Genomic DNA, 21681 nt, shown 5'->3' on the forward strand with positions numbered 1-21681 from the left:
ATACGCCAACGGGACATGTTCACGATCCTATACCGGCGTCCATTGACCTGCAATGTGACAGTGATGCGGAAATTGGATGGTACATAGTCGGACTCTGGCGTGGGATGAGCGAACATAATTGTCGAACGCTGCAGTGCAGTATTTCCGTTGAACATGCAAAACCGGCCCTGCCCGCAGGCTAAATACTTACCGCATAAGGGATTTGAAAGGTTGCATGGAAAATGTGAAGAATATGTGTCAACAGGAGGAATTTACCGATTATAATCGAATTTTACTTATAAGCAAAAATAATAAAACCAACATTTGCCGAATTTCCAGTCATATGGAAAACGGGGGATCCGATTTTGGGTGAATTGATCTCGCTTCAGAGTGATCATAGGGAACCTTCAACCGAACCCTTAAGCTAACCTCGTAGGCGCGGAAGGGGACACTTTTTTTGAAGAAGTTTTTTGGCATCATTACATCTTTGACTTTGTTTTTCAGCTTTCAAGCAGGAAGCGCATTTGCGGAAACTCCGCTCAGCCAGGCTGTGAACGATGGGTTGGGAGCTCCGTACAAAGCGGCCGGAACCACTAAAAAGGGGTTCGATTGCTCCGGTTACACTTCCTTCGTCTTTAGCAAGTTCGGCATCGATCTGCCCCACCAGTCCAAGTCTCAGGCAGTACTCGGAACGAAAGTGGAAAAAGATCAGCTTCGTCCCGGCGATCTCGTGTACTTCAATACCGATGGTCGCGGCATTTCACACGTGGGTGTCTTTGTTGGCGATGGCAAGTTCTATCACTCCGCCTCCAACAAGGGAGTCACAGTGAGCAGTCTCAGCGAAGCGTACTATGCCAAGCGCTACGTAACCGCCAACCGTATTCTATCGGATGCTCAATATCACCAATTGATGACCGATAAATAATCGCACGGCTAAAAAAGGTTCCTCTTCAATAAAGCCCTCAGTGCTGCCGCAAACGCTTTTCGCGTAAAACCAGCCTGCAGGGCTGTTTTTCTTGCCGGCACAATAAAATTTGGGCAAGCATACGGCTAGATTCACAGAGTCAGACAGCAAGTCGTATGAACCCGCCGTCGGAATCCAGGATTGGGTCCGATGCGGACAGAGTGCTGCAGTTTAGTAGAATTGATGCATTTCCCCGGGGATTCCGTGGCGCGTACAAAAACGTTCTACCGTTTCCTCCGCTCCGATCGTATCTGTGGAAGTGAGCAGTTTGACAGCGAACCGGTTCGCTTGCCTCTCGAATTTGCCGGGATGAAAAAAGGAGTGCTCCTCCAGGAAAAACCTGCTTAAACCCTGATGCAGCCTGTCGTGCCCCAGCTCATGCGCGCAGACAAACCTCTGCCATTCCGCTGAAAGCTCATTGTGTATGACGATAAGCCGGCGTCTCAGCTTGCGGTAGTACACCCCTCTTGTGCTCTGTCCGAGATCATGAAATCTCACATGAATGCCTAGTGCTCTCGCGATCGTAAATGGGCAGTTTGTTTTATAACGCTTGGTTAGTTTGGCTATGGTATCGTCCATTTGTCATCACCCGGATCATTCAAGTTTAAACGGCGGCACCTGTCAGGTCTCATTCCTTCTTTTCCGAAGCTGGCGGCTTCTTGCGTTTGTTCATCGCCTTGGCCTCCCAGAAAAATCCGGTCAACACATCCATTATTCTCTGCTTATCGCTTTTATCAAGGGGAATTCCGTCGAACATGACCTCTCCGTCTTCTTCGAGCATTTTTTTAAAGTCCCGTTTGTCCTTGTGAGTGGCCCATTCGGGGATTTGCTGCTTATGTTCCTCGGATATGTGCCCGGCCTTCTCCATCATGCCCCCATAGTCTTCACCAAGCGCCTCCGCCAACCTGCGGATCGTTTCCGGTTTGGGGATCCCTCTTACGCCGTTCTCGATCCGGGAGATCTGCGCATTGCTAATGCCTGATGCAGCAGCCAAGTGGTTGACACTCATCCCTTTCTGCTCACGAGCCTTCTTCAGATACATACCGAACTGCGTTTCGCTCATACGCCCCATCCCGCCTTTGCCATTACCTCTTGGTAATAATTATAACCCATTGCCGTGAAAAGGTAAAGAATGGAACCAAACATATGTTCTGTGCAAGATTTCATTAGAAAAATGCTGCAAATGGCCCTTATATGCGTGTATTTCGAGCTTTACCAATTGGCATAACCTGGGTAATACTTATCACAGAGGGCGACAGTGCAGTCACACCACGCACACATGTTTGCGGGTGAACACAATGGACATGTCTTTGCACGCCCGGCTGCCAAACCCGTTTGTTCATTCGTTACCAAAAGGTAATAATCCAATCGCAAAAACAAATCCCTGTGAAAAGAGGTGTGACCGATGAAAGAGCACAATAGTGAGGCAAAGCACATACGAGAGCAGATCGAAAGGATCGAGATGAAGCTGGACACGCTGGCGCGGGAGAAAGAAGCCGAGAGCGAAGGGGAGAAATCGACAGACGCCACCGATAAACGCCTGACTCAACTGGAGCACAATCAAGCATGGATTTGTCGGATCACCATTGAGGCCGTTATCGTTGCAATTATCGGCATGTTGGGAAGAGGCTGGTGAGTCACCTAAAATAGATTAAGGCCGGCCCATGACGGCACCGGCCTTCCTGTATTCGAGTAAAATCATGCCTGCGCCAATCTCACCAGCATGTGGGCGAGTTTATGCTGCTCGTCTTGGGTGCCCGCCTTCCACAGCTCCTGCAGCAGCTTTTCTTCCCGGTTGCGCGGCTCCTCGCTGGTCGCCAAATAATTAGCTACCTTTTGAGCGACCTGAGCGATCTGCTCCTCGCCGAGACCTAAATTTTGCGCCAATTCTATCCGCGAAGCGAGATAACGTTTGAACTCATTAAAACTGCCCAGAATTTGCTCTTTCTCGTCAGCACTCATATTACGTAAGGTTTCCTCTACCTTGTCGACACTGCTCTTGTCCGGCGTGGCACCAGCGTTAACGTCTGCCATGATTATCCCCTCGTTTCTTGATTTGTTATGAGTGGTTACATGCACACATTAACCGTGTGGACCGCCGCTGAATCTATGAGCGTGCCTTCTCCTATTAATAAAAGGGATCGGACGAATACGACAGTGCGAGCGCTATGATAACGATAAGCAAGATAATCCCGTAAATTAAAGTTCCGATAATACCGCACACCAAACCTGCGATTGCCATTCCGCGGCCTTGTTCGCCGGTCCTTTTTATCTCCTTCAGGGAAATTGCGGAAAAAATAATGGCAACAATGCCGATGATCAGACCGATGTAAGGTATAACGATAGATAAAATGCCAAGCACCATCGCCGCAATGGATTTACTGTTTGCTGGCGGCGGTTGAAATCTCTGCTGCGGGGGAAAATTTGTCGAATCCATGGAGTTTTGTTCCAACGCGCACCCTCCTGTTCATATATACTGTAAGCATACTGTGTAACATTATACCCAGTAACCATGGCTAATTGTAGATTTTTCTAACTTTTACATCTGATTTCCATCACGCAGATACAAATAACAGGCCTCGTAGGCAGTGAGTCACGCCTCGGGCCTGTTGTTTTTTACTCCGCTCCTGTTGCCACGGGATTATCGCTGTAGCTCACCCAGTCGCTCCAGCTGCCGGCATACAACTTCACGTTCTTGTAGCCTGCCGCCAGCAAAGCGAGCACATTCGGACAGGCCGTCACGCCTGAGCCGCAGTAAACAATGATCTCGTCCGCAGTGTGCAGACCGGCAAAGCGCTCCTTTTGCGCTTCGGCATCCTTCCATCCTCCGTTCTCGGTGAGGCTGTCCTTCCAGAAATAGTTCTTGGCGCCGGGAATGTGACCTGCGACCGGATCAATGGCCTCCTCCAGCCCCAGGTAGCGCCGATGTTCCCGTGAATCGACCAACACTGTGCCGGGCCTGCCTAGCCGGCTCTTCACGTCTTCCATATGAAGCAGCAAACCTTCCTGAGGATTCGCTTCGAACACGGTGCGGTGTGTTACCGTGGGTCCATCCGTTACGGGATAACCCGCCTGCTTCCACTTCTCATAGCCGCCGTCCAACACATACGCCCGGGTATGTCCAAGATAATGCATTATCCACCATAAGCGGGAGGCCATAGCTCCGCCCTGGTCATCGTACGCAACAACGGTTGTGTCGCGGCCCACGCCGGCTTCGCCCAATTTACGGGCAAATTGATCCCAATCAGGCATTGGGTGGCGTCCGCCATGAGCGCTTTTCGGTGCGGATAAATCCTCTTCCAGGTCAAAATAAACAGCCCCCGGGATATGGTCAATAGCATAGGCCTGCCGTCCTGCGGTAGGATTGCCCAGAACAAACCGGCAGTCCACGATCACGACATGCTCATCGGTCCCATGCTCGAACAGCCACTCTTGAGTTACGATCGGTTGCATCGCTGAACACTTCCTTCTACGAATAGGTTATGTCTACCAGTATACAACGTACAGACCGTCCAGAGAAACGTTAAATAATCCCTTATACTGGTAACCGTTCGACATGGCCGCATCGTCCGGTTACAATAGATTCAAAGCAAACCGGCAATATCTGCACATAGCAAGGAGGCTGTACCATGATCGTTCCCGCTTATCACATCGTGCCTTTGAAAGAAGAACAATGCCAAGAAATCTGTACCTGGTCTTATCCGCCCCCGTACGACATATACAATTGGCGGCCGTGGGCTGACATGCTGGCCGCGCAGGAGGAGTTCGCAGACAAAGAGTTACGAGAGCAACAGTACCGAGCTGTTGTGGACAACAAGGGTGAGATGTGGGGATTTGCCCAATTCTTTCCCATGAAAGGCGTGACGAGGCTGGGCTTGGGCATGGATCCAAAGCGGTGCGGACAAGGTTTCGGAGTCGATTTTGTTCGTGCCGTTGCCGCATATGCCCGAGAGCAATCACCTGACAATGAAATCGATCTGGAGGTTCTCACCTGGAACATTCGTGCATATCGCGTCTACCGCAGCGCCGGCTTCGTGCATACCGATTCATATGACCGGATGACGCCGCACGGCAGACAGGCGTTTTACTGTATGGTGCGGAAGCACGCTCCAGATGAGTGAACACGGAACTCAGGGCTGGAAAAAGCGGTGTAACGGTTGTTCAGACACTTGTATCAGTATCAATTCAGGGTTTCGCGCGCGACGTCAGAGCGTGCATCTGCTTCCAAATCCAACTTCGTAAGTCCGCCTGCCCGCCGAGAGGTCAGTTTAGAGCATGAGCTGCCCTAGCTATACCAAATACACCACGTTGATCAGCTTATCTTCATGGTGAATGACAATGACGTGCTTTTCCCTGTCATAGTTGATGGTGCAGGTGCCTATCCGCATCCTAGGTTCAGTGCCCAATCCATAAAAAACGTCATCCGCCAATGTCTTAATGCACTCCCGCTGCTCGTCCGGCTCCAGCCCCTGCCACTCCTTCGGGGTCATCTCCAGGAACGTGTAACATTCATCTATACTGCACAAAGCTTCGGTAAAATCTGTAATAATATCTGGATACTCACGCCCGAATTTTATTCCCATACGCGGACAGTCCTCCTCAAATTAGCAATTAATGGAGAAACGCTCTATTAAGCATTTTACCCTGAAAAAACGTTGCCATGCAATCGACCGGCGGGAAGCATTTAAAAACAAAATCTGTTACACTATAAGGATAGACAATGAGCCCGGAGGCGGAGCGTTTCCCATGCTGAAGCTGCAAATTCCTAAAAACCGAATAAATTATCTGATCGAACGAATGCAGCATGACTTTGATTTGGCCGCATTGGAAACAGGGTGGGAATTCTTCCACAAAGGAAGGGTCAGAGACGTGGAGCTCCTGGATGGAGTTGAGGTTCACGCCGACGTGCGCGGTAAACAAACGTACAAGGTAACTATCGATTTGGACAGCTTTGCGAAAAGTAACTGCAGCTGCTCGTTGGGGGCTTGTTGTAAGCATATGGCAGCGACAATTTACGCACTATACGCTTCGTATGCACGCCCAGAGCTCCTGCTTCAGCAGTTAAGGCAGGCCAAACTGGTGAAGAAACGGCAGCAGTCGGCCCGTACCACCGCTACAGCGGCTAGGACGGAGAAAAAGCTGGATCGGCTTGAACCGCCGAAGCCCGATCAGCCGCCTGCTGCTTGGCAGCGGTATTTTGACCAGCAGTTCTATGGCTACGCCCTGACGCAGCAGAATTCGATTGAATTATTCTACAATGCGGTGAAGGACTCGCTGATGCCCATAGCCGCGGATTGGGATGAGCCGCTCCGCAGCCTGTATACACTGCACGTTTTGCTGTTTGTCATGCGGAAGATTGATCAATTCTATGCGGACACCAAATCATCCTACCTGTCTTATTACATTGAAACGGGCAGTAAAACCGTAGCCAAGCAATGTATGGAACGCTTTGCCGAACTGCTTCCTGCATTGAATTTTGCGGAGCTGCTGGAGGAGCACGAGCGCGCGCTGAATGAAACCACCGCGCTGGTAGGCGAGTTCGCTTTGGACGGCAAAGAATCTCCGGTGGAGTGGCTATTGGTTTACCGGAGTATCTGGTGGCGCCTCGAGAATCAACGGCAGAGGGTCGAACAGGAACGAAAAAGGCTGGAGCTGTTGCGAGCGAACGAAACATTGATGCCCCGCAAACGAGATGCCCTGCTGATCGCACTTGCACATTTTGACGTGATGCAGGGAGACGACCAGAAGGCCATGTCACTGCTGGAGCAGTTGTCCCGCCGTGAAGCTAAGGACTTTTTCCTGTATCTTCACCGCTGCTACGAGCTGCAGCAATGGAATCGAATGCTGGCTTGGCTGCGCTGGCTTCTTCCCTCGGTGCAGCGGGCGCAGCAGGAAGAGCTGCGCACGTTCTGCACCTATTGGATGGAGGCGGTAGGCCATCAACCGGATGACGGCGAATGGGTCGATGTGATGATCGCCTTGCTGCCGCGCACGTATTATTTTTATACGTCCTATTTAATGAAGGCGCAGCGCTATAAATCATGGGTTGATCTGCAAATTTCGAACCGTGTCTCGCCACTCAATCTGTATGCGATGGACTTGAAAGCGGTGGAATCAAGCGACCCGGCGCTGCTGCTTCCTTTGTACACTCAAGCGGTGGAACGGTGCATCAACGAGAAAAACCGCAACGCCTATAAGACGGCCGTTAAACTGCTCAAGAAGCTGCATAGCTATTACAAAAAGCTGGATAAAGAGAACGCGTGGGAAGAGTACATTTACCGGCTGGCCACTCGATACTCCCGCCTGCGTGCGCTGCAAGAAGAGCTTCGGAAAGGGAAATGGATTCCATGATCGACACCACAGCGTTAACCGTTCATGCCCGCTGGATCTCGCCCGGCGTTTTTTTCCTGTGGGCCACACGACACAACGGGGCTGTTGCAGACGCCACCGATTTGAAAAACCTGCTGTTCGCATGGCATCAGCCTTCGTTCTACGGCACGTTCATCGAGACGATGGAGTCGATGAATGTTGAGGGACTGCAGCTGCCGGCACTAGAGGCGCTGGACTACTTCTGCAGCCCAAGCACCGTCCAGCATTTGAAGCTGGAATGGAACGGTGAGCTGCGGGAGCTCTTGCGCTTGGCGCCTCACGTGAAGGAGGCGCTGGTGAAGGGCCGTGTGATGCCCGACTTCGCGAAGTGGAAGGCGGGCGAGCTCGGCTGGAAGCTGCAGCTGCCGGAAGGCGTGGCTGCTGCCGGCATGTCCCCGCTGGCGCAGCAGTGGATGGAACGGCTCATTCCCGAGTGGGCCGAGGAAGACGCTACGCTGCGCCAGAGCATTAGCCAGCTGGAGCAGGCATATCCACTGCTTCAGCGCGGCACGCTGCCAACCGATCTGTGGATGGACGAGGAAGATTGGCTCGTCTCCATCGGCTGGCACACGGACGGCACTCCGTTCCGTACGTGCCTGCAGTTGAGCGAGCCTCCGCAGGGGCGAGGTTCGTGGCCGCTGCGCGTGATCCTGCAGGATCGCGCAGACAAGGATGTGCTGCGCGAAGTGGACGCCGCAGCATTGGAAACGGCTGCGCAGATACACGCAGCCCGCTTGGCGGCATCGCCGGACGCGGCCGGCGGTGCAGACACCGCACGCGATGGAGCCGCGGCGGCGGAACGTGAGGCGCTCTCGGTCGCCGGCGATGACACTGCGCGCGATGCTGTTGTGGCGGCAGAACGCGAGGCGCTGCTCGCCGCGGAGCCGGAGCTCGCCGCGCTGCCCGAAGCGTGGCTGCCGCACCTGCACCGCGCTGCGAAGGACCTCGCGAAATGGCGGCGCATCCAACCGTCACTGCAGAAAGATGAGGACACACCGGCCCTGCGCACGGAGCTATCGCAAGACGACGCTTGGCAGTTACTGACCCAAGGCAGCTTACGATTGATGGAGGCGGGCTACTCGGTATTCCTGCCGGCCTGGTGGGAACGCATCCGCCGCTGGCGGCCAAAACTGAAAGCCAAGGTCAAATCCTCCATCGGTACGGGTCCACAGGCCATGTTCGGCCTCCAGCAGCTGATGCAGTTCGATTGGAAGGTCGCGGTAGGCGATGTTGAACTGACGGAAGAGGAATTCCGGACATTACTGGAGGAGAAGCGTAATCTGGTGCAAATCCGAGGTCAGTGGATTCAGCTGGATCCGGAACAACTGCAGGAGCTCGAACAGGTGATGCAGCAGGTGCAAAACAAGCGGGGGCTCTCCTTTCGCGATGTGCTTGAGCTGCACCTGTTAGGATCGATCGATGACGAAGAGGAATTCGGCTTCGAGCGCTCGCTTCAGATGGAGGTGGAGCTGGATCAACATCTGCAGGAGATGGTCGCCTTGTTGAACCACTCCCGGCGGCCTCCGCTTATCGAACCTCCGGCTTCGTTCCGTGGAACGCTGCGGCCATATCAAATCGAGGGCATTTCATGGCTGCTCTTTTTACGGCAGGCGGGCTTGGGAGGCTGCCTGGCCGATGACATGGGGCTTGGGAAAACGATCCAAATGATTACCTATTTGCTGCACCTGAAAGAAGATGAGGAAGAGGTCGGCCAGCACGCGGCCTCCATCGGCAGCCGCCCAGAGTCGGTCGAGCACCCTCCCTCCCTGCTGATCTGTCCGACCTCGGTGCTTGGCAACTGGCAAAAGGAGCTCGAGCGCTTCGCGCCCAAGCTGAAGATATATTTGCATTACGGTCCGCATCGGGTGAAAGGTGATGCATTCATCGAAGCGTGCCGCGGAAGTGACCTTGTGCTCACCACCTACACGTTATCGCATCTGGACGAAGCGGAATTGACGCCGGTGGAGTGGAACTCCATCTGCCTGGATGAAGCGCAGAATATCAAAAACGCCTACACGAAGCAAGCTACGTCGATTCGCAACTTAAACGGGCGGCACCGGATCGCACTGACCGGCACGCCCATTGAGAATCGGCTCACTGAGCTCTGGTCAATATTCGACTTTCTGAATCCAGGTTACTTGGGCCCCCTGCGGGAATTCACTCACCGCTATGTGAATGCCATAGAGAAAACTAACGACCCGGGGCTGGTGGGCAAAGTGCAGCGTCTCATTCGCCCGTTTCTGCTTCGGAGGGTCAAAAAAGACCCGGCCATCCAATTGGATCTGCCGGATAAGCATGAATATAAAACCTACGTCTCGCTCACTGCAGAGCAGGGCAGTTTATATGAAAATTACATCAACGACATGTTCGAGCGGCTTGACCGGCTCAGCGTAATGGAGCGCCGAGGCTTAATCCTCGCCGCTTTAACGAAGCTCAAGCAAATCTGCAATCACCCGTCCCTCATGCTGAAGGAGCCCGAGGGAGCACCCTGGCAGAATCGTTCCAATAAAGTGGAGCGCTTGTTAGAGATGGTACACGAGCTTCGTCAGGAAGGCGATAAATGCTTAATTTTCACTCAATTCGTGGAAACCGGTCACCTGCTGCAGCGCATCCTGGAACAAGAATTGGAGCCGAACGTTCCGTTCCTGCACGGAGGTACTCCCAAAGCGGGCCGTGACCGGATGATCGCCGAATTTCAGGGCGATTCGCTGCCCGCGGAGCGGCAGCCCGGTGTCTTCATCCTATCTCTTAAGGCAGGCGGCACCGGATTGAATCTCACCGCAGCCAACCATGTCTTTCACTTCGACCGCTGGTGGAATCCGGCCGTTGAGAATCAGGCGACCGACCGGGCGTTCCGCATTGGCCAAACCCGCCAAGTCCAGGTGCATAAATTCGTCACCCTTGGCACACTTGAGGAACGCATCGATGAGATGATTGAAAAGAAGCAGGGGTTGAGTCAACAAATTGTCGGAAGCGGCGAGCAATGGATTACCGAAATGTCGACCGACGATTTACGTGAGCTGTTCGCCCTCAGAAGCGAGTGGGTCGAAGTATAGATCCGCCGCACGCAAGGCGAATCTCTGGCAAGAAGTAGTACATCATTAGCCGTTTGTGCCGACAACGAGCAATGCCGTAAGACGGTCTACCGCGTCACCGGGCGTGAGAGGCATAACCATGATGCCGTGCGCCAGAGGCCATAAGCATCATGACCGTGTTCTGTTCGAGAGGCGTAACCATGATCACCGTGTACCAGAGGCATTTCCCGAATAACATTGCAGCGAAACGAAGTATCCTCTTACTGGAGGACGACGCGAATTTAGCGAAACTGATCCAAGTGGCGCTGGGCAAACTCAAGCTGCCGATTGTGCCGCTGCGGTCCGCGGAGGAAGGGCTTGTCGCGCTGCAGCATACAGCCAATGTGCCGCCGCGGTTGTGCATAGTGGATATTCATCTGGAGGGGACCGGCTGGGATTTCATATCTGAGTTATATCGCCATCCGCTATGGCACCGGACCCCCGTGATCGGTCGACTGCACTGGAGCCACCTGCGGGTTATCAAGCGAAGGACAGTGAAAAGTTTTCTGCGTCAGCCTTTCACCATGGAAAAGCTGCTGCAGGTGGCAGAAAAACTGCTGCATGACGCGAATACGGGCCCGACTTATATTTTGCCACCCCAGGATGAGAATCTGCTCTCCGCCACGCTAACGAGAAACGGAATTCAAATCAGTGAGATGAAGCGCGATGATGACACCATTCATGTTGAATTAAAGCATGTATACGCAGACGAGGCGGCAGCTGCCGATGAGGAAAACTAACGTGGCTTGTTTCATTGTATACCACTGATATCCGCTGCCGCGGGCACGGGGCAGTCCAACAAAAAACTGTTTCCCGCCTTATGAGTCTCTCTGTGGCACGCAAAGCACCTCCCTGTTACATGATCGTGTTGGGAGGTGCTTTTTACGTCTGTGCAACAATTTAGTTGGATGGCTGGCGATTCGCGTTCGACTGCGGTGTTCGTCAATGGACCACCGGCACGCTCAATCCCGCTATGCTTCTCGCACACACCCAATGGTTGACAAGAAAAGTTCAAATCCGCCACGGCCATTCACATCTCGTTTGTACACGCCGGCATCATGCAGCACTTCCACAAATTTTACACCCACCTCCGCCTGCACGACCTGCTCCGCAGCCGATTCACTCAGCGCGGTACCATGCCGGGTGATCAAATCTTCGATCCAAGCGCTATGCTTGTGGAGGGGATGCTCGGGCATCGAATGGATGGCAGCGGGCAATGTCAGCCCTCCGCTTAATACCCGGACCAGTAAATCCAATTCTTCCTTGAGACGGCCCGGCAGCACCGCTAGGCCCATCACCTCGATCAAACCGATATTCTCTTTCTTAATATGGTGCAGTTCCTTATGAGGATGAAATATGCCGTCCGGATGCTGCTCGCTTGTGCGATTGTTGCGAAGAACCAGATCGATCTCGTACTCTCCCGCCACATTTTTTCTGGCGATGGGCGTAATCGTGTTATGGTTGCTGCGCACACCGTGGCTCTCGGAATATGCCAAGATCTCGTTAGCCGGATCATTGTGCCTTCGCCAAGCGTGCAAAATTTTGCTGGCCAGCTGCAGGATTGACTCCTTGCGGCGACTATTAATCCGTATCACAGACATTGGCCACTGCACGATCCCCAGTCTGACATCATGATAGTGCGGATGATTGTAAGTTTGCTCGACCGGTGCTTTTTCCATTGGGAACTGATGCCGGCCGCCCTGAAAATGCTCGTGATTCAAGATCGATCCGCCGACGATGGGGAGGTCCGCGTTTGACCCGACGAAATAGTGCGGAAATTGATCCACAAAGTCCAACAACCGGACAATGGTTTGATCCGTGATTTGCATGGGACGGTGTACTTCATCGAAAATGATGCAGTGCTCGTCGTAATACACATACGGAGAGTATTGAAAATACCACGGATCACCGCCGAGCTCCAGCGGGATCACCCGAAGATTCTGCCGGGCAGGGTGGTTTAGCCTTCCGGCGTAGCCAACATTGTCCACGCACAGGAGACACTTAGGGTAGTGGCTCTGTGGAGCCGTCCGAAGCAGCGCGATCTCCTTCGGGTCCTTCTCCGGCTTTGATAGATTCACCGTAATTTCCATAGCTCCATATTCGGTGTCCGCCAGCCAATGAAGGTTGTTCGCGATGCGGTCCATCCGGATATAGTTGGAATCAATGCACAGCTGGTAAAAGTCATCCGCAGCTTGCTGCACCCCGCCCTGCTCGACCGTCGCCCGGAACCGGCGGATGACCTCCGATTGCCGCGGCATCATATAACCCATTATCTTTGCATCCAATAGATCCCGATACGTGGTATTATTCTCTTCCAGAATGCCGGCGGCAGCCGCATAATCCAGCAGCGGTTCAAGCAGCTGGGCGACCGCTTCAGGCACGCACTCCACCGTCAGTGCCGCGTCATCGGGCTCACTGATGCGCAGCAGATCAAGCAGAGCGTTGCGTACGGCGTAGCGGTCTATGGGCTCGAGCAGCCCTCGGCGAATGCCGAATTCCAGCAGCCTTTCGATGTCCTGTGCAGCCTTCGCCTGCAGCTCACGTCCGATTACTTCACCTTTGCGGTGCGCGTCATGCAGTACTCCCATTTGCTGTCACTCCCTTCCGTCTCTTCGCGCGGCTGCTGGCATTACTGGCCTCCATAGCCTCGTGGATGTGCTTGATGCCATGCCCACGCCGTCTCAATCATCCGCTCCAGGCTGCCGTACTGCGGATTCCAGCCGAGTTCAGCTCTAGCACGCGCCGATGAGGCCACGAGCGCCGCTGGATCGCCTGCCCGGCGAGCTTCCACCACCGCTGGAATCGGATGTCCGGTGACCTTACGTGCGATCTCGATAACTTCTTTCACCGAGAAGCCTTGGCCGTTGCCTAGGTTGCAGACGCAGCTGTCCCCACCTTGCCTCAGTCTGTGGACAGCGAGAATGTGTGCATCGGCCAGATCCGTCACGTGAATGTAGTCCCTGCTGCAGGTTCCATCCGGGGTTGGGTAATCATCCCCGAACAGCGAGATATGCGACCGCTGTCCTAGAGCCACCTGTAAAATGAGCGGTATCAGATGCGTTTCGGGAGTATGATCCTCCCCGATGCGGCCGCTATGATGCGCGCCTGCTGCGTTAAAGTAACGGAGCGAGACGTATTTTATCCCGTAAGCCGTATCGAACCAGCGTATCATATTTTCCATCGCCAGCTTTGTTTCCCCATAGGCATTCGTCGGCCGGGTGCGATCGTCCTCCATAATGGGCACCTGCTCGGGCTCGCCATAGGTGGCCGCTGTCGATGAGAATACAATCTTTGTCACACCGTATTGATTCATCTTCTCTAACAGACACAACGTGCCGTAGACATTGTTATGATAATACTTCGCCGGATTTTGCATGCTTTCGCCAACCAACGAGTTCGCCGCAAAATGAATCACGGCGTCAATCTCATTTTCACGGAACACCTTATCCATTTGCTCCGCGTCGCGCAGATCGGCTTCGTACAGCTTGCCTCCCAGCACAGCCTCTCGATGCCCCTGCTGCAGGTTGTCGACAACGATAACCTCTTCGTTTCGTTCCAATAGTGCCGCGACCGTATGCGAACCAATGTAACCCGCGCCGCCAGTAACTAGTATTGCCATAGTTAATCCCTCCCGTTGAAATTCATTGCATTAGTGCTCCGACGCTTGAGCCAACTGTTCCGAGATGTCTTTCACCCCATCGCCTATCTCGCAAACATAGAAGTCGGCAATTAAGCCCGTGCTCCGCTGATAGGCCGCACCTACCTGGTCGATGAATGCGGGCACACTATCCTTATGGACAAGCGACACCGTGCAGCCGCCAAAGCCCGCTCCCGTCATGCGCGACCCAAGCACGCCCGCAACCTTGAGCGCTTCTTCCACCATGACATCGAGTTCAGTGCAGGTTACCTCGTACAAATCACGCAAAGATTCGTGCGACCCGATCATCAACTGCCCGAAACCGGCTAGATCCCCACGTTGAAGCAGTTCCATCGACCGTAGAACTCGATCGATCTCTTCTACCACATGCTGCGCCCGTCTGCGTACTGTATCATCCTTGATCAGGTGCCGGTGTGCTTGGAACTGCTCCAAGCTGAGCTGCCCAAGCAGGGTTAGCTGTGGAAATTGCACTTGCAAGTCCTTTACCGCCTGCTCACATTGCTCCCTTCTCTCATTGTAAGCCGAGTCTACAAGTCCGCGCTTCTTGTTCGTGTTCCCGATCACCAGCTGATATTCACCGGCCTGAAACGGCACATGCTTATATTCGAGCGTATCGCACATCAGCAGAATAGCATGGTCCCGTTTGCCCATCGCTACGGCAAACTGATCCATAATGCCGCAGTTCACGCCCATAAACACATTCTCCGCCCGTTGGCAAAGCTGCGCAATCTGTACCTCGTCGATCGCCGCACCTTCCATCGTTAACAGCCCAAAAGCCGTAACGACTTCGAGAGAAGCGGACGATGATAATCCGGCGCCGTTCGGAATCGCTCCACTGTATAAAATATCGTAGCCTCCGATGTGTACTCCCCGCGCTTGGAGCTCAGCCACAATTCCTTTCAGGTAATTGATCCACTCATCAGACGTATCAAACACTATGTTATCAATGGAAATTTGTTTGTGCAGATCAAAGTTGGTACTGGCAAAACGGAGCTGGTCATCGTTTCTTTTGCGGATTAACATCGTCGTGCCGAAGGTAAGTGCCGCCGGAAACACGTAACCCCCATTGTAGTCCGTATGCTCACCGATCAGGTTCACCCTGCCGGGTGCATGAAACGCATGTATCGCTTCGGTTTGTGCACTGCCGAACTGCTGGACAAAACGCTGCTTCAGGGCTTGCGAATCTGTCATTATCCCACACTCCGTTTCATAAATGGCTGCGCCGCTGCAAAAACGGCCCTTGCTTCCTGATTCCAGTATAACGCCGGACCGGCCACCCCGCTATGGAGCGATGTTAGCATCACATGGAAAAATGTCGGATTTATCATGCGGGACCAACCGGTTGATGTTATACTTCAGTAAAGTAAACCAGACTTCGTCGGACATGCCTGCTGCTCCTTCTTCATTTGTTGGAAATAAGGCCGCGCATGACCGTTATCCAGACTGCACCAGTGCTTCACCGCTAACACGTAACTTCAGGCAAGTCGAAAGGAGACCGCAGCATGGCCGCACGCACAAAACCAGTAGACAGCTATTACGTTGTATCCAACCCGCAAGCCGAGGCTGCAGAGGATGATTTGGTCGTGCTATTCACCGGCAGCAGTCAAACCAAGCCGGGGCATAAGCCCGGTCCCAAAGTGGTGGATTACTATCTGCTGCATCACATTGTGTCCGGGCGTGGTACGTACACTTGCCAAGGGACAACCTATCAGTTGGGCGCCGGAGACAGCTTCCTGATCGAACCGGGTGAGCTGATCAGTTACACGGCCGACCTGGATGATCCGTGGCACTACCGGTGGCTCGCTTTCACGGGCGAACAGGCTGATCGGCTGCTTTCACGCATCGGCTTATCCTCACAGCAGCCTATTGTCAATACAGGCCGCAAGCGGAACATCGCAGCACTGTATCAGCAAATTCAGCGTGCCTTTCAAGCCAGGGAGCATGGCGCCAATCTCAGAGCAGCCGGCTATTTGCACCTGCTTCTGGCGGAGTACGCTGAAGCGATTCATCCAAGCCCTTCAACGCATACCCAATTCACAAGCAGTGCCGAACGTATCGTGCGTCAGGCGGTGAACTATTTGTCCACGCAGTACGCGGAACCAATTACCATTGAGTTGATGGCTGAATCCCTCGGCTATAACCGGGCTTACCTCTCGACATTGTTCAAGCAGCATACGGGCGTGACACCGGTAACATTTTTGCTAAAGCTCCGCGTTGATAAAGCGCGCCATTTACTGAGAGAACGGCACGAGCTGACGGTGGAGCAGATCGCAGCGTCGGTCGGGTTTCAGGATCCTCTCTACTTTTCCAAACAGTTCAAACGTCTCCACGGCGTATCCCCGAGCGCCTACCGCGACGAAGTACGCCAGCTTTAACTTCGCTCCCTGCCGGATAACTCCCGCGGAGCCGCGAGCGGCAGCACGAAGCATATGCGTGCTCCTTGCTCCTGCCGGCTTTCCGCCCAGATGCGGCCGCCGTGAAACTCGATAATCTCCCTGGCGATGGCAAGGCCCAAGCCGCTCCCTCCTGCAGCGGAGTTACGAGACTTGTCTTTTTTGTAAAAACGATCGAAGATGAACGGCAAACCCGCCGGATCAATCCCGCTTCCACCGTCCTGCGCCTTCACCAGCAGGCCGCCGTGATCAATGTGAAAATGCAGCTCGACGGCAGCTTCTGCAGGCGTATGCTTGATGGCGGTTGTGAATGATATTCGTCAACACCTGATCGATTCTACCGATGTCTAGTAGTACCTTGTCCCCGGCGTGCTTCAGCTGGAGCGCGATAGATTCATGCCATCTGAAGCCTCTCCCGGCATTTTTAACCTCAAGCTCGTAGCCGTTCGCTGAAGTATCGGACGAATTCCTGCACGGTCATTTCCTGCATGGTAAATTCGATCTACCGCGCTTCCAGCTTAGACAATTGAAACAGGTCCGAAATTAACCGGTTTAGCCCGTTGATGCGGCTTAACGTCATCCGCAAATACTTTCGCTGCTGGTCCGGCTCGACAATCACCTCATCCACCAGTGCTTCTATGTAACCTTGAATCAGTGTCATCGGCGTCCCCAAGTCATGCGAGATGTTACTCAGCAAGTGCCGCCTTGACTTCTCCAGCCTTGCGAGATCATCGTCCATCTGTTCCAGGTTGCGGTTGGACCTTTTGAGCTCGGCCGTGCGCGCTTGGATTCGCTGTTCCAATCCCGTGTTCAATTCGACCAGCTGCCTGGACAACGATTCTACGGCGGCAAAAGCCTTAAACGATTTGAGACTGATAATGAAAGAGGTCATGAATATAAAATAAAACAACCCGATCGTTGACACATCGCCGGTAAGGATCCACTGATTGTAAAAGGCGATATCTATCCCTACCGTGCACAGGTACACAATCACGCCGGCGAACGCAAACCCCGATCCCTCTCTTTGGCGCCGGATAGCGGCCAGCAAACGGACAACGGCGTACAGGCACACAATGGCTGTGATAATTTGATAGGTTTGGGTAGTCCAGCTGAAAATACGTGCGGGCAGCAGCAGCACCGCGATGGAAAACAAACAGCCGAGCCACTTGGCCACTGCCGTAACACGCGGTCCAATCTCGTCGCTATACAGGGAACGCAGAAACATCAGCCCAATAGGCACAGCGAGGAAAAAGCAAACATACTCGATCCTGAGCCCCGTCTCCCAGGGAAACCGCGGGAAAAATTCATATATCCCCCCTTCGCCCACGAATATGCTTCTCATGCCCACCAAGAGGCAGAGAACACCGAAGTAGAGAGCCCCACGCTCTTGCCGTCGGATGAGGCATAGGCCCAAATGATAAAAGCCCATCAGAAGCAAGCTTCCGACGAGCAGCATCTCCACCGCCAGATGCTGGTTGTGATGGTCGGACAACAGCTGCGCATCGCCGAGTATTAGCTCCTGCCAGATACCGCCGAGTCGATGGTCATAGTTCGATACCTGCAGGACGATGTCCACGGTGGTTGAGTCTCCTTGCTCAAAAAAGACCACCTTGGGCTCACAGCCCGGTTCCGCCGCCGCCACGCTAGCTGCTACCCTCCCTGCCCCTCCCATCGGTTGGCCGTTGATCCATAAAACATACGCCGACCTGATAGTCGGAAGTTCCAGAGCCATAACTTTGGCGCCCGGATCCAGCAAAACCTGGAGCTGAAAGGTCGCATAGCCGCTTCCAGCCAACGGGGCCTCTTTCCTGGCTTTTTTGTCCATGTTATCGCAATTTCGGAGTTTTGGGAACTGAGTTCATAGATGCAAGGGTAGGAGGATCATAGACTCATGGCAGGCGAAAAAATATTAATAGTGGATGATGAAGCGGAAATTGTCGAGTTGATCCGATTGTGCCTGTCAAAAGAAGGCTATCAGGTGCTAAGCACCGATAACGGGGAAACAGTATTTGACCATATGCAACGATATGCTCCGGATTTACTGATTTTGGACATACTGCTGCCAGGTATGGATGGAATTGAAATATGCCGGCGGCTGAGGCTGTCTTACGATATACCAATCTTGCTTGTCAGCTGCAAAAGCGAAGACATGGACATTATACATGGGTTAACCATAGGTGGAGACGATTATATTACCAAACCGTTCAGCCCCAGCCAGCTGGTGGCCCGTGTAAAAGCACACCTTCGGCGGATGCATCAACTGGATCAGCATAAGGAGGAGTCGCGGAAGTTATCATATCCGGGCGTCGCCATCGATCTGCTGACGCGGAATGTATGGGTCAATGGGGCGCTTGTCACGCTATCCGCTAAAGAGTTCGACCTGCTGTCCTTAATGGCCAAAGCGCCAGACCGCGTCATACCAATCATCGAGCAATTGTATAAAATGGCTTGGGGTGTCGATAGCAACGGGGACACCCGCACGCTTCTGGTACACATAAGTAGCTTACGCAAAAAAATCGAACAGGACCCGGCCGAACCGGCCTACATCCCAACCGTTCGCGGCGTAGGCTACAAATTCAACAGCAGCGGCGGAGACACCCAGTGGACCAAGTGTTGAAGCATGCGTCTGGTGCCGGCGACAAATTGGCTGATCACACTGTAACATCGGCGTTCATTCTACGGAGGTGATGCCATGACATCGCTGCGGCACTGCCGAGGCAGGCATGGGCCGGGCTGTTTCGCGCCAATGGACAAATTGTTGCATGTAAATTGCATGCCTTGCGCGTGCATGGCTTATGGCTGATGTCAGCGGCGGTTATATGCAATTCTACGCTGAAGCTCGTCCATCTCGGTTTGGGTCAGATCGCGCCATTTGCCTACCGGGAGTTCTGCCAAATGGATGTTCATGATGCGAACTCGCTTCAAGCGTCTGACCTCATACCCGAACGCAGCACACATCCGGCGGATCTGACGGTTCAAGCCCTGGCTGAGAATAATACGGAACACCCGGTCTCCCTGCTTGGTAATTCGGCAAGGGTTCGTGATTGTGCCGAGAATGCGCACACCGCCCGCCATACCCTGCAAAAACATAGGGGTAATGGGCTTGTCGACCGTGACGATATACTCTTTCTCATGCTCATTTTCCGCTCTTAAAATTTTGTTCACGATATCGCCGTCATTCGTCAGCAGAATCAGCCCTTCGGAGTCTTTATCCAAACGGCCGATAGGGAAGATGCGTTCCCGATGCCCCACAAAATCAACAATATTCCCTTGCACATGCCTCTCGGTTGTGCTGGTGATGCCGACCGGCTTATTCAGCGCGATGTACACCGGGGGCTTTTTAGCGCTGACCGGGCGCCCGTCCACGCACACCTCATCTCCCTCTTCGACTTGACTGCCCAGCTCCGCCAACCGTCCGTTGATGGTGACGCGTCCAGCTGCCACCAGCTTATCCACTTCCCGGCGGGAACAAAACCCCGTTTCGCTGATGTACTTATTTATTCTCATTATCGTTCACTCCACTTGAGTTATGTACTTGCTCAGTTGTTTCAGTATAACATGCCACGGTACTCCTACAAAAAGCGGCATGACTTCCTACAGCGCCTCCCAGCTGCTGTGCTATTTAGAAAATTCCGGTTCAGACGGAGCCAGATAGGGGTAATTATTTATTACCCGCATAAGCGGGGAATACGCACATGTCAACCTGCCCACACAACATTATGAAGGAGTGTGACGGAAAAAAATGACGCGTAAGAAAGTAACCAACACCATCACCCGCCCCTTTGCTCACGTTCATAAGACATTGACCGCATTAGGCTTCAGCGAGAAGGCGACCTTAGCGGGAAGTGTGTATGAACTGTCGTTTCGCAGTCCGACGAGCCATCAAAGTTATACGTATCTCATCCCCACCTATAACGACGACAGGGGGTCAACTTGCGTACACCTGCATGAGGCCTCTTTCAAGGAGTCGGGTGAAATCCCGGCGCAAGCATTCTCAGCCGCACGGCACGTTCTAAGCGAAGTAGCGCAGTACTTGACAAGCCACGGCCAGAAGACAGCCGCCACCGGGACTGCGGGGGCAGTTAATGGGCACTTAGCCAATTCGCCTGCACGATAGAAGAGAGCAGGCAGCAAAAATGGCAAGGATGCACTGGACGCTCAGTTTATCCGCATAGAATGATCTAATCTTATACAGTAATGACAACAACCCCGATGTGCTGACTGAGCCGCGGGGTTGTTGCTTTATATTGTGGTGCGACACCGGTGCGCCTGCCCTCGTCCGGGGTGTTTGCGGCGCGACACCGTGCAGTTGTGCTTGACTGGGGTGTGTATCTCGTTATATATAGCTGCTCAGCCGTCAGTTCAGCGATGTGTTTTTCTGTACTCATGCGGCGTTTGCTTGGTGAGTTTCTTGAACATGCGGCCGAAGTGAGCGATATTCGCAAAGCCGACCCCGTCAGCAATGTCGATGATCTTGCGGTCCGTTGCCCGGAGCAGCTGCTGTGCCTCACGGATGCGAGTCATATTCACGTATTCGATGAAGGTAAACCCCGTGATCTCCTTAAACGTGCGGCTCATATAATACGGACTCATGTAAAATTGCTCCGACATACCTGACAAAGTCATGGGCTGGTCGTAGTTGCTGTTGATAAACTGCACGATTTCCGAAATTTTTTTGTGCAGCGGGCTGGCATGCTCGAAGGGAACAGTTTCATTGCGTTCCGCATAGCGGCTGGAAAACAGCAGCAGTTCGACCAGCAGCAGCTTGATGTAGGTTTCGAAGCCAGTCGCTTTCTCACGGAGCTCCTTATCCATTTTGCCGATAATCGACTGTGCAAACAATTGGTCCTGCAGCTTCAAACTGAGCACATGTGCAGGCTGCCGAAACACATTGAAGAGCGAGGGATGATACAAAGGATGGTCTTTGCTGATGAACGTGTCGCTGAAATTAATCACGATCCGTTCGTGCCCGGGTCGGCCTACGTCCGATGTTTTATGCACATCGTGTTTGTTGATGAACACCAGATCGCCCGGCGATATCAAATACGACCGGTCCTTAATAAAGTAAGCACGCTGGCCTGACAGCAAAAAATAGATCTCATAAGTTCCGTGAAAATGGTTTGTCCTTTCAAACGGCTCGGTCCGTTTTATATGCTGCATGTAAAAATCGCCTTCCTCGGACCCGTAGTCGAGGGAAACTGTTTCGCTCATCTGTTGTTCACCGTCCTTCTATGTATACCGCTG

Annotated in this window: 22 protein-coding genes and 1 riboswitch; of the genes, 9 read left to right on the forward strand and 13 right to left on the reverse strand. The window is 53.3% G+C overall.

What is annotated here, in order from left to right; genetic code table 11:
• Positions 1-294 precede the first annotated feature (294 nt).
• Positions 295-433: riboswitch (cyclic di-AMP (ydaO/yuaA leader) on the forward strand.
• 3 nt (positions 434-436) lie between these two features.
• Positions 437-904, forward strand: a complete 468-nt coding sequence (locus CBW46_RS14535) for a C40 family peptidase (protein WP_089200725.1) — start codon at positions 437-439, stop codon at positions 902-904.
• A gap of 210 nt (positions 905-1114) precedes the next feature.
• On the opposite strand, the gene CBW46_RS14540 is transcribed toward CBW46_RS14535, so the two are convergent.
• Positions 1115-1522, reverse strand: coding sequence for an ImmA/IrrE family metallo-endopeptidase (locus tag CBW46_RS14540; protein ID WP_089200726.1), 408 nt, complete (start codon positions 1520-1522; stop codon positions 1115-1117).
• 49 nt (positions 1523-1571) lie between these two features.
• Positions 1572-2006, reverse strand: coding sequence for a helix-turn-helix domain-containing protein (locus tag CBW46_RS14545; RefSeq protein WP_089200727.1), 435 nt, complete (start codon positions 2004-2006; stop codon positions 1572-1574).
• Between the two features lie 342 nt (positions 2007-2348).
• Here CBW46_RS14545 and CBW46_RS14550 point away from each other — a divergent pair, with 342 nt between their 5' ends.
• Entirely contained in the window at positions 2349-2579 is a 231-nt protein-coding gene (locus CBW46_RS14550) for a hemolysin XhlA family protein (protein ID WP_089200728.1), read from the forward strand.
• A gap of 62 nt (positions 2580-2641) precedes the next feature.
• Here CBW46_RS14550 and CBW46_RS14555 read toward each other — a convergent pair whose 3' ends face one another.
• The 3 genes from CBW46_RS14555 to CBW46_RS14565 all read right to left on the reverse strand — a co-directional run bounded on the left by CBW46_RS14555 (position 2642) and on the right by CBW46_RS14565 (position 4396).
• Positions 2642-2977 (reverse strand): DUF3243 domain-containing protein, encoded by a 336-nt coding sequence (locus CBW46_RS14555; RefSeq protein ID WP_089200729.1) that lies wholly within the window; start codon positions 2975-2977, stop codon positions 2642-2644.
• 94 nt (positions 2978-3071) lie between these two features.
• On the reverse strand, positions 3072-3380 hold the full coding sequence (locus CBW46_RS14560) for a DUF4190 domain-containing protein (protein WP_089200814.1): 309 nt from the start codon (positions 3378-3380) through the stop codon (positions 3072-3074).
• A 179-nt stretch (positions 3381-3559) separates the two neighbouring features.
• A complete protein-coding gene (locus CBW46_RS14565; RefSeq protein WP_089200730.1) occupies positions 3560-4396 on the reverse strand; it encodes a sulfurtransferase in 837 nt (278 codons plus the stop codon).
• A 176-nt stretch (positions 4397-4572) separates the two neighbouring features.
• On the opposite strand from CBW46_RS14565, the gene CBW46_RS14570 reads away from it, so the two are divergent.
• Positions 4573-5064 carry a GNAT family N-acetyltransferase gene (locus CBW46_RS14570; RefSeq protein ID WP_111361076.1) on the forward strand — a complete coding sequence of 164 codons (492 nt, stop codon included), beginning with the start codon at positions 4573-4575 and terminating at the stop codon, positions 5062-5064.
• 168 nt (positions 5065-5232) lie between these two features.
• Here the strand turns inward: CBW46_RS14570 and CBW46_RS14575 are convergent, their stop codons facing one another.
• Entirely contained in the window at positions 5233-5526 is a 294-nt protein-coding gene (locus tag CBW46_RS14575; protein ID WP_089200731.1) for a hypothetical protein, read from the reverse strand.
• 163 nt (positions 5527-5689) lie between these two features.
• Between CBW46_RS14575 and CBW46_RS14580 the strand changes: the two genes are divergently transcribed.
• The 3 genes from CBW46_RS14580 to CBW46_RS14590 all read left to right on the forward strand — a co-directional run bounded on the left by CBW46_RS14580 (position 5690) and on the right by CBW46_RS14590 (position 11126).
• Entirely contained in the window at positions 5690-7294 is a 1605-nt protein-coding gene (locus tag CBW46_RS14580; protein ID WP_089200732.1) for an SWIM zinc finger family protein, read from the forward strand.
• Positions 7282-10368: a DEAD/DEAH box helicase gene (locus tag CBW46_RS14585; protein ID WP_089200733.1), complete on the forward strand. Its 3087-nt coding sequence runs from the start codon at positions 7282-7284 to the stop codon at positions 10366-10368. The genes CBW46_RS14580 and CBW46_RS14585 overlap by 13 nt, the downstream gene beginning before the upstream one ends.
• A gap of 149 nt (positions 10369-10517) precedes the next feature.
• A complete protein-coding gene (locus tag CBW46_RS14590) occupies positions 10518-11126 on the forward strand; it encodes a response regulator (RefSeq protein ID WP_165842324.1) in 609 nt (202 codons plus the stop codon).
• Between the two features lie 231 nt (positions 11127-11357).
• Here the strand turns inward: CBW46_RS14590 and CBW46_RS14595 are convergent, their stop codons facing one another.
• The 3 genes from CBW46_RS14595 to CBW46_RS14605 are packed head-to-tail and all read right to left on the reverse strand — an operon-like array spanning position 11358 to position 15235.
• On the reverse strand, positions 11358-12974 hold the full coding sequence (locus CBW46_RS14595) for a UDP-glucose--hexose-1-phosphate uridylyltransferase (RefSeq protein WP_089200735.1): 1617 nt from the start codon (positions 12972-12974) through the stop codon (positions 11358-11360).
• Between the two features lie 41 nt (positions 12975-13015).
• Positions 13016-14005, reverse strand: coding sequence for a UDP-glucose 4-epimerase GalE (gene galE / locus CBW46_RS14600; RefSeq protein WP_089200736.1), 990 nt, complete (start codon positions 14003-14005; stop codon positions 13016-13018).
• A 30-nt stretch (positions 14006-14035) separates the two neighbouring features.
• The gene (locus CBW46_RS14605) at positions 14036-15235 is read right to left on the reverse strand and encodes a galactokinase (protein ID WP_089200737.1); all 1200 of its coding nucleotides are present in this window, start codon (positions 15233-15235) and stop codon (positions 14036-14038) included.
• Between the two features lie 311 nt (positions 15236-15546).
• Between CBW46_RS14605 and CBW46_RS14610 the strand changes: the two genes are divergently transcribed.
• On the forward strand, positions 15547-16419 hold the full coding sequence (locus tag CBW46_RS14610; protein ID WP_089200738.1) for an AraC family transcriptional regulator: 873 nt from the start codon (positions 15547-15549) through the stop codon (positions 16417-16419).
• Here CBW46_RS14610 and CBW46_RS14615 read toward each other — a convergent pair.
• Together CBW46_RS14615 and CBW46_RS14620 are read right to left on the reverse strand one after the other, a co-directional pair.
• Positions 16416-16754, reverse strand: coding sequence for a sensor histidine kinase (locus CBW46_RS14615; protein ID WP_089200739.1), 339 nt, complete (start codon positions 16752-16754; stop codon positions 16416-16418). The genes CBW46_RS14610 and CBW46_RS14615 overlap by 4 nt on opposite strands.
• A 185-nt stretch (positions 16755-16939) precedes the next feature.
• Positions 16940-18232, reverse strand: coding sequence for a 7TM diverse intracellular signaling domain-containing protein (locus CBW46_RS14620; protein ID WP_165842325.1), 1293 nt, complete (start codon positions 18230-18232; stop codon positions 16940-16942).
• 96 nt (positions 18233-18328) lie between these two features.
• Here CBW46_RS14620 and CBW46_RS14625 point away from each other — a divergent pair, with 96 nt between their 5' ends.
• Entirely contained in the window at positions 18329-19054 is a 726-nt protein-coding gene (locus CBW46_RS14625) for a response regulator transcription factor (protein ID WP_089200741.1), read from the forward strand.
• 188 nt (positions 19055-19242) lie between these two features.
• On the opposite strand, the gene rluF is transcribed toward CBW46_RS14625, so the two are convergent.
• A complete protein-coding gene (gene rluF / locus CBW46_RS14630; RefSeq protein WP_089200742.1) occupies positions 19243-19944 on the reverse strand; it encodes a 23S rRNA pseudouridine(2604) synthase RluF in 702 nt (233 codons plus the stop codon).
• 235 nt (positions 19945-20179) lie between these two features.
• On the opposite strand from rluF, the gene CBW46_RS14635 reads away from it, so the two are divergent.
• Positions 20180-20554 (forward strand): hypothetical protein, encoded by a 375-nt coding sequence (locus tag CBW46_RS14635; RefSeq protein WP_089200743.1) that lies wholly within the window; start codon positions 20180-20182, stop codon positions 20552-20554.
• 245 nt (positions 20555-20799) lie between these two features.
• Here CBW46_RS14635 and CBW46_RS14640 read toward each other — a convergent pair whose 3' ends face one another.
• Positions 20800-21648 (reverse strand): helix-turn-helix domain-containing protein, encoded by an 849-nt coding sequence (locus CBW46_RS14640; protein ID WP_089200744.1) that lies wholly within the window; start codon positions 21646-21648, stop codon positions 20800-20802.
• Positions 21649-21681 lie beyond the last annotated feature (33 nt).

Source organism: Paenibacillus xerothermodurans (assembly GCF_002220865.2).
Lineage (GTDB): Bacteria > Bacillota > Bacilli > Paenibacillales > NBRC-103111 > Paenibacillus_S > Paenibacillus_S xerothermodurans.

What these genes read in the sequence shown, in the direction of transcription:
- CBW46_RS14585 (WP_089200733.1), top strand. Translation starts at nt 7,282, where the DNA reads ATGGATTCCATGATCGACACCACAGCGTTAACCGTTCATGCCCGCTGG.
- rluF (WP_089200742.1), bottom strand. Translation starts at nt 19,944, where the DNA reads ATGAGAATAAATAAGTACATCAGCGAAACGGGGTTTTGTTCCCGCCGG.
- CBW46_RS14610 (WP_089200738.1), top strand. Translation starts at nt 15,547, where the DNA reads ATGGCCGCACGCACAAAACCAGTAGACAGCTATTACGTTGTATCCAAC.
- CBW46_RS14575 (WP_089200731.1), bottom strand. Translation starts at nt 5,526, where the DNA reads ATGGGAATAAAATTCGGGCGTGAGTATCCAGATATTATTACAGATTTT.
- CBW46_RS14595 (WP_089200735.1), bottom strand. Translation starts at nt 12,974, where the DNA reads ATGGGAGTACTGCATGACGCGCACCGCAAAGGTGAAGTAATCGGACGT.
- galE (WP_089200736.1), bottom strand. Translation starts at nt 14,005, where the DNA reads ATGGCAATACTAGTTACTGGCGGCGCGGGTTACATTGGTTCGCATACG.
- CBW46_RS14560 (WP_089200814.1), bottom strand. Translation starts at nt 3,380, where the DNA reads ATGGATTCGACAAATTTTCCCCCGCAGCAGAGATTTCAACCGCCGCCA.
- CBW46_RS14580 (WP_089200732.1), top strand. Translation starts at nt 5,690, where the DNA reads ATGCTGAAGCTGCAAATTCCTAAAAACCGAATAAATTATCTGATCGAA.
- CBW46_RS14565 (WP_089200730.1), bottom strand. Translation starts at nt 4,396, where the DNA reads ATGCAACCGATCGTAACTCAAGAGTGGCTGTTCGAGCATGGGACCGAT.
- CBW46_RS14640 (WP_089200744.1), bottom strand. Translation starts at nt 21,648, where the DNA reads ATGAGCGAAACAGTTTCCCTCGACTACGGGTCCGAGGAAGGCGATTTT.
- CBW46_RS14550 (WP_089200728.1), top strand. Translation starts at nt 2,349, where the DNA reads ATGAAAGAGCACAATAGTGAGGCAAAGCACATACGAGAGCAGATCGAA.
- CBW46_RS14625 (WP_089200741.1), top strand. Translation starts at nt 18,329, where the DNA reads ATGGCAGGCGAAAAAATATTAATAGTGGATGATGAAGCGGAAATTGTC.
- CBW46_RS14545 (WP_089200727.1), bottom strand. Translation starts at nt 2,006, where the DNA reads ATGAGCGAAACGCAGTTCGGTATGTATCTGAAGAAGGCTCGTGAGCAG.
- CBW46_RS14605 (WP_089200737.1), bottom strand. Translation starts at nt 15,235, where the DNA reads ATGACAGATTCGCAAGCCCTGAAGCAGCGTTTTGTCCAGCAGTTCGGC.
- CBW46_RS14570 (WP_111361076.1), top strand. Translation starts at nt 4,573, where the DNA reads ATGATCGTTCCCGCTTATCACATCGTGCCTTTGAAAGAAGAACAATGC.
- CBW46_RS14540 (WP_089200726.1), bottom strand. Translation starts at nt 1,522, where the DNA reads ATGGACGATACCATAGCCAAACTAACCAAGCGTTATAAAACAAACTGC.
- CBW46_RS14635 (WP_089200743.1), top strand. Translation starts at nt 20,180, where the DNA reads ATGACGCGTAAGAAAGTAACCAACACCATCACCCGCCCCTTTGCTCAC.
- CBW46_RS14555 (WP_089200729.1), bottom strand. Translation starts at nt 2,977, where the DNA reads ATGGCAGACGTTAACGCTGGTGCCACGCCGGACAAGAGCAGTGTCGAC.
- CBW46_RS14590 (WP_165842324.1), top strand. Translation starts at nt 10,518, where the DNA reads ATGACCGTGTTCTGTTCGAGAGGCGTAACCATGATCACCGTGTACCAG.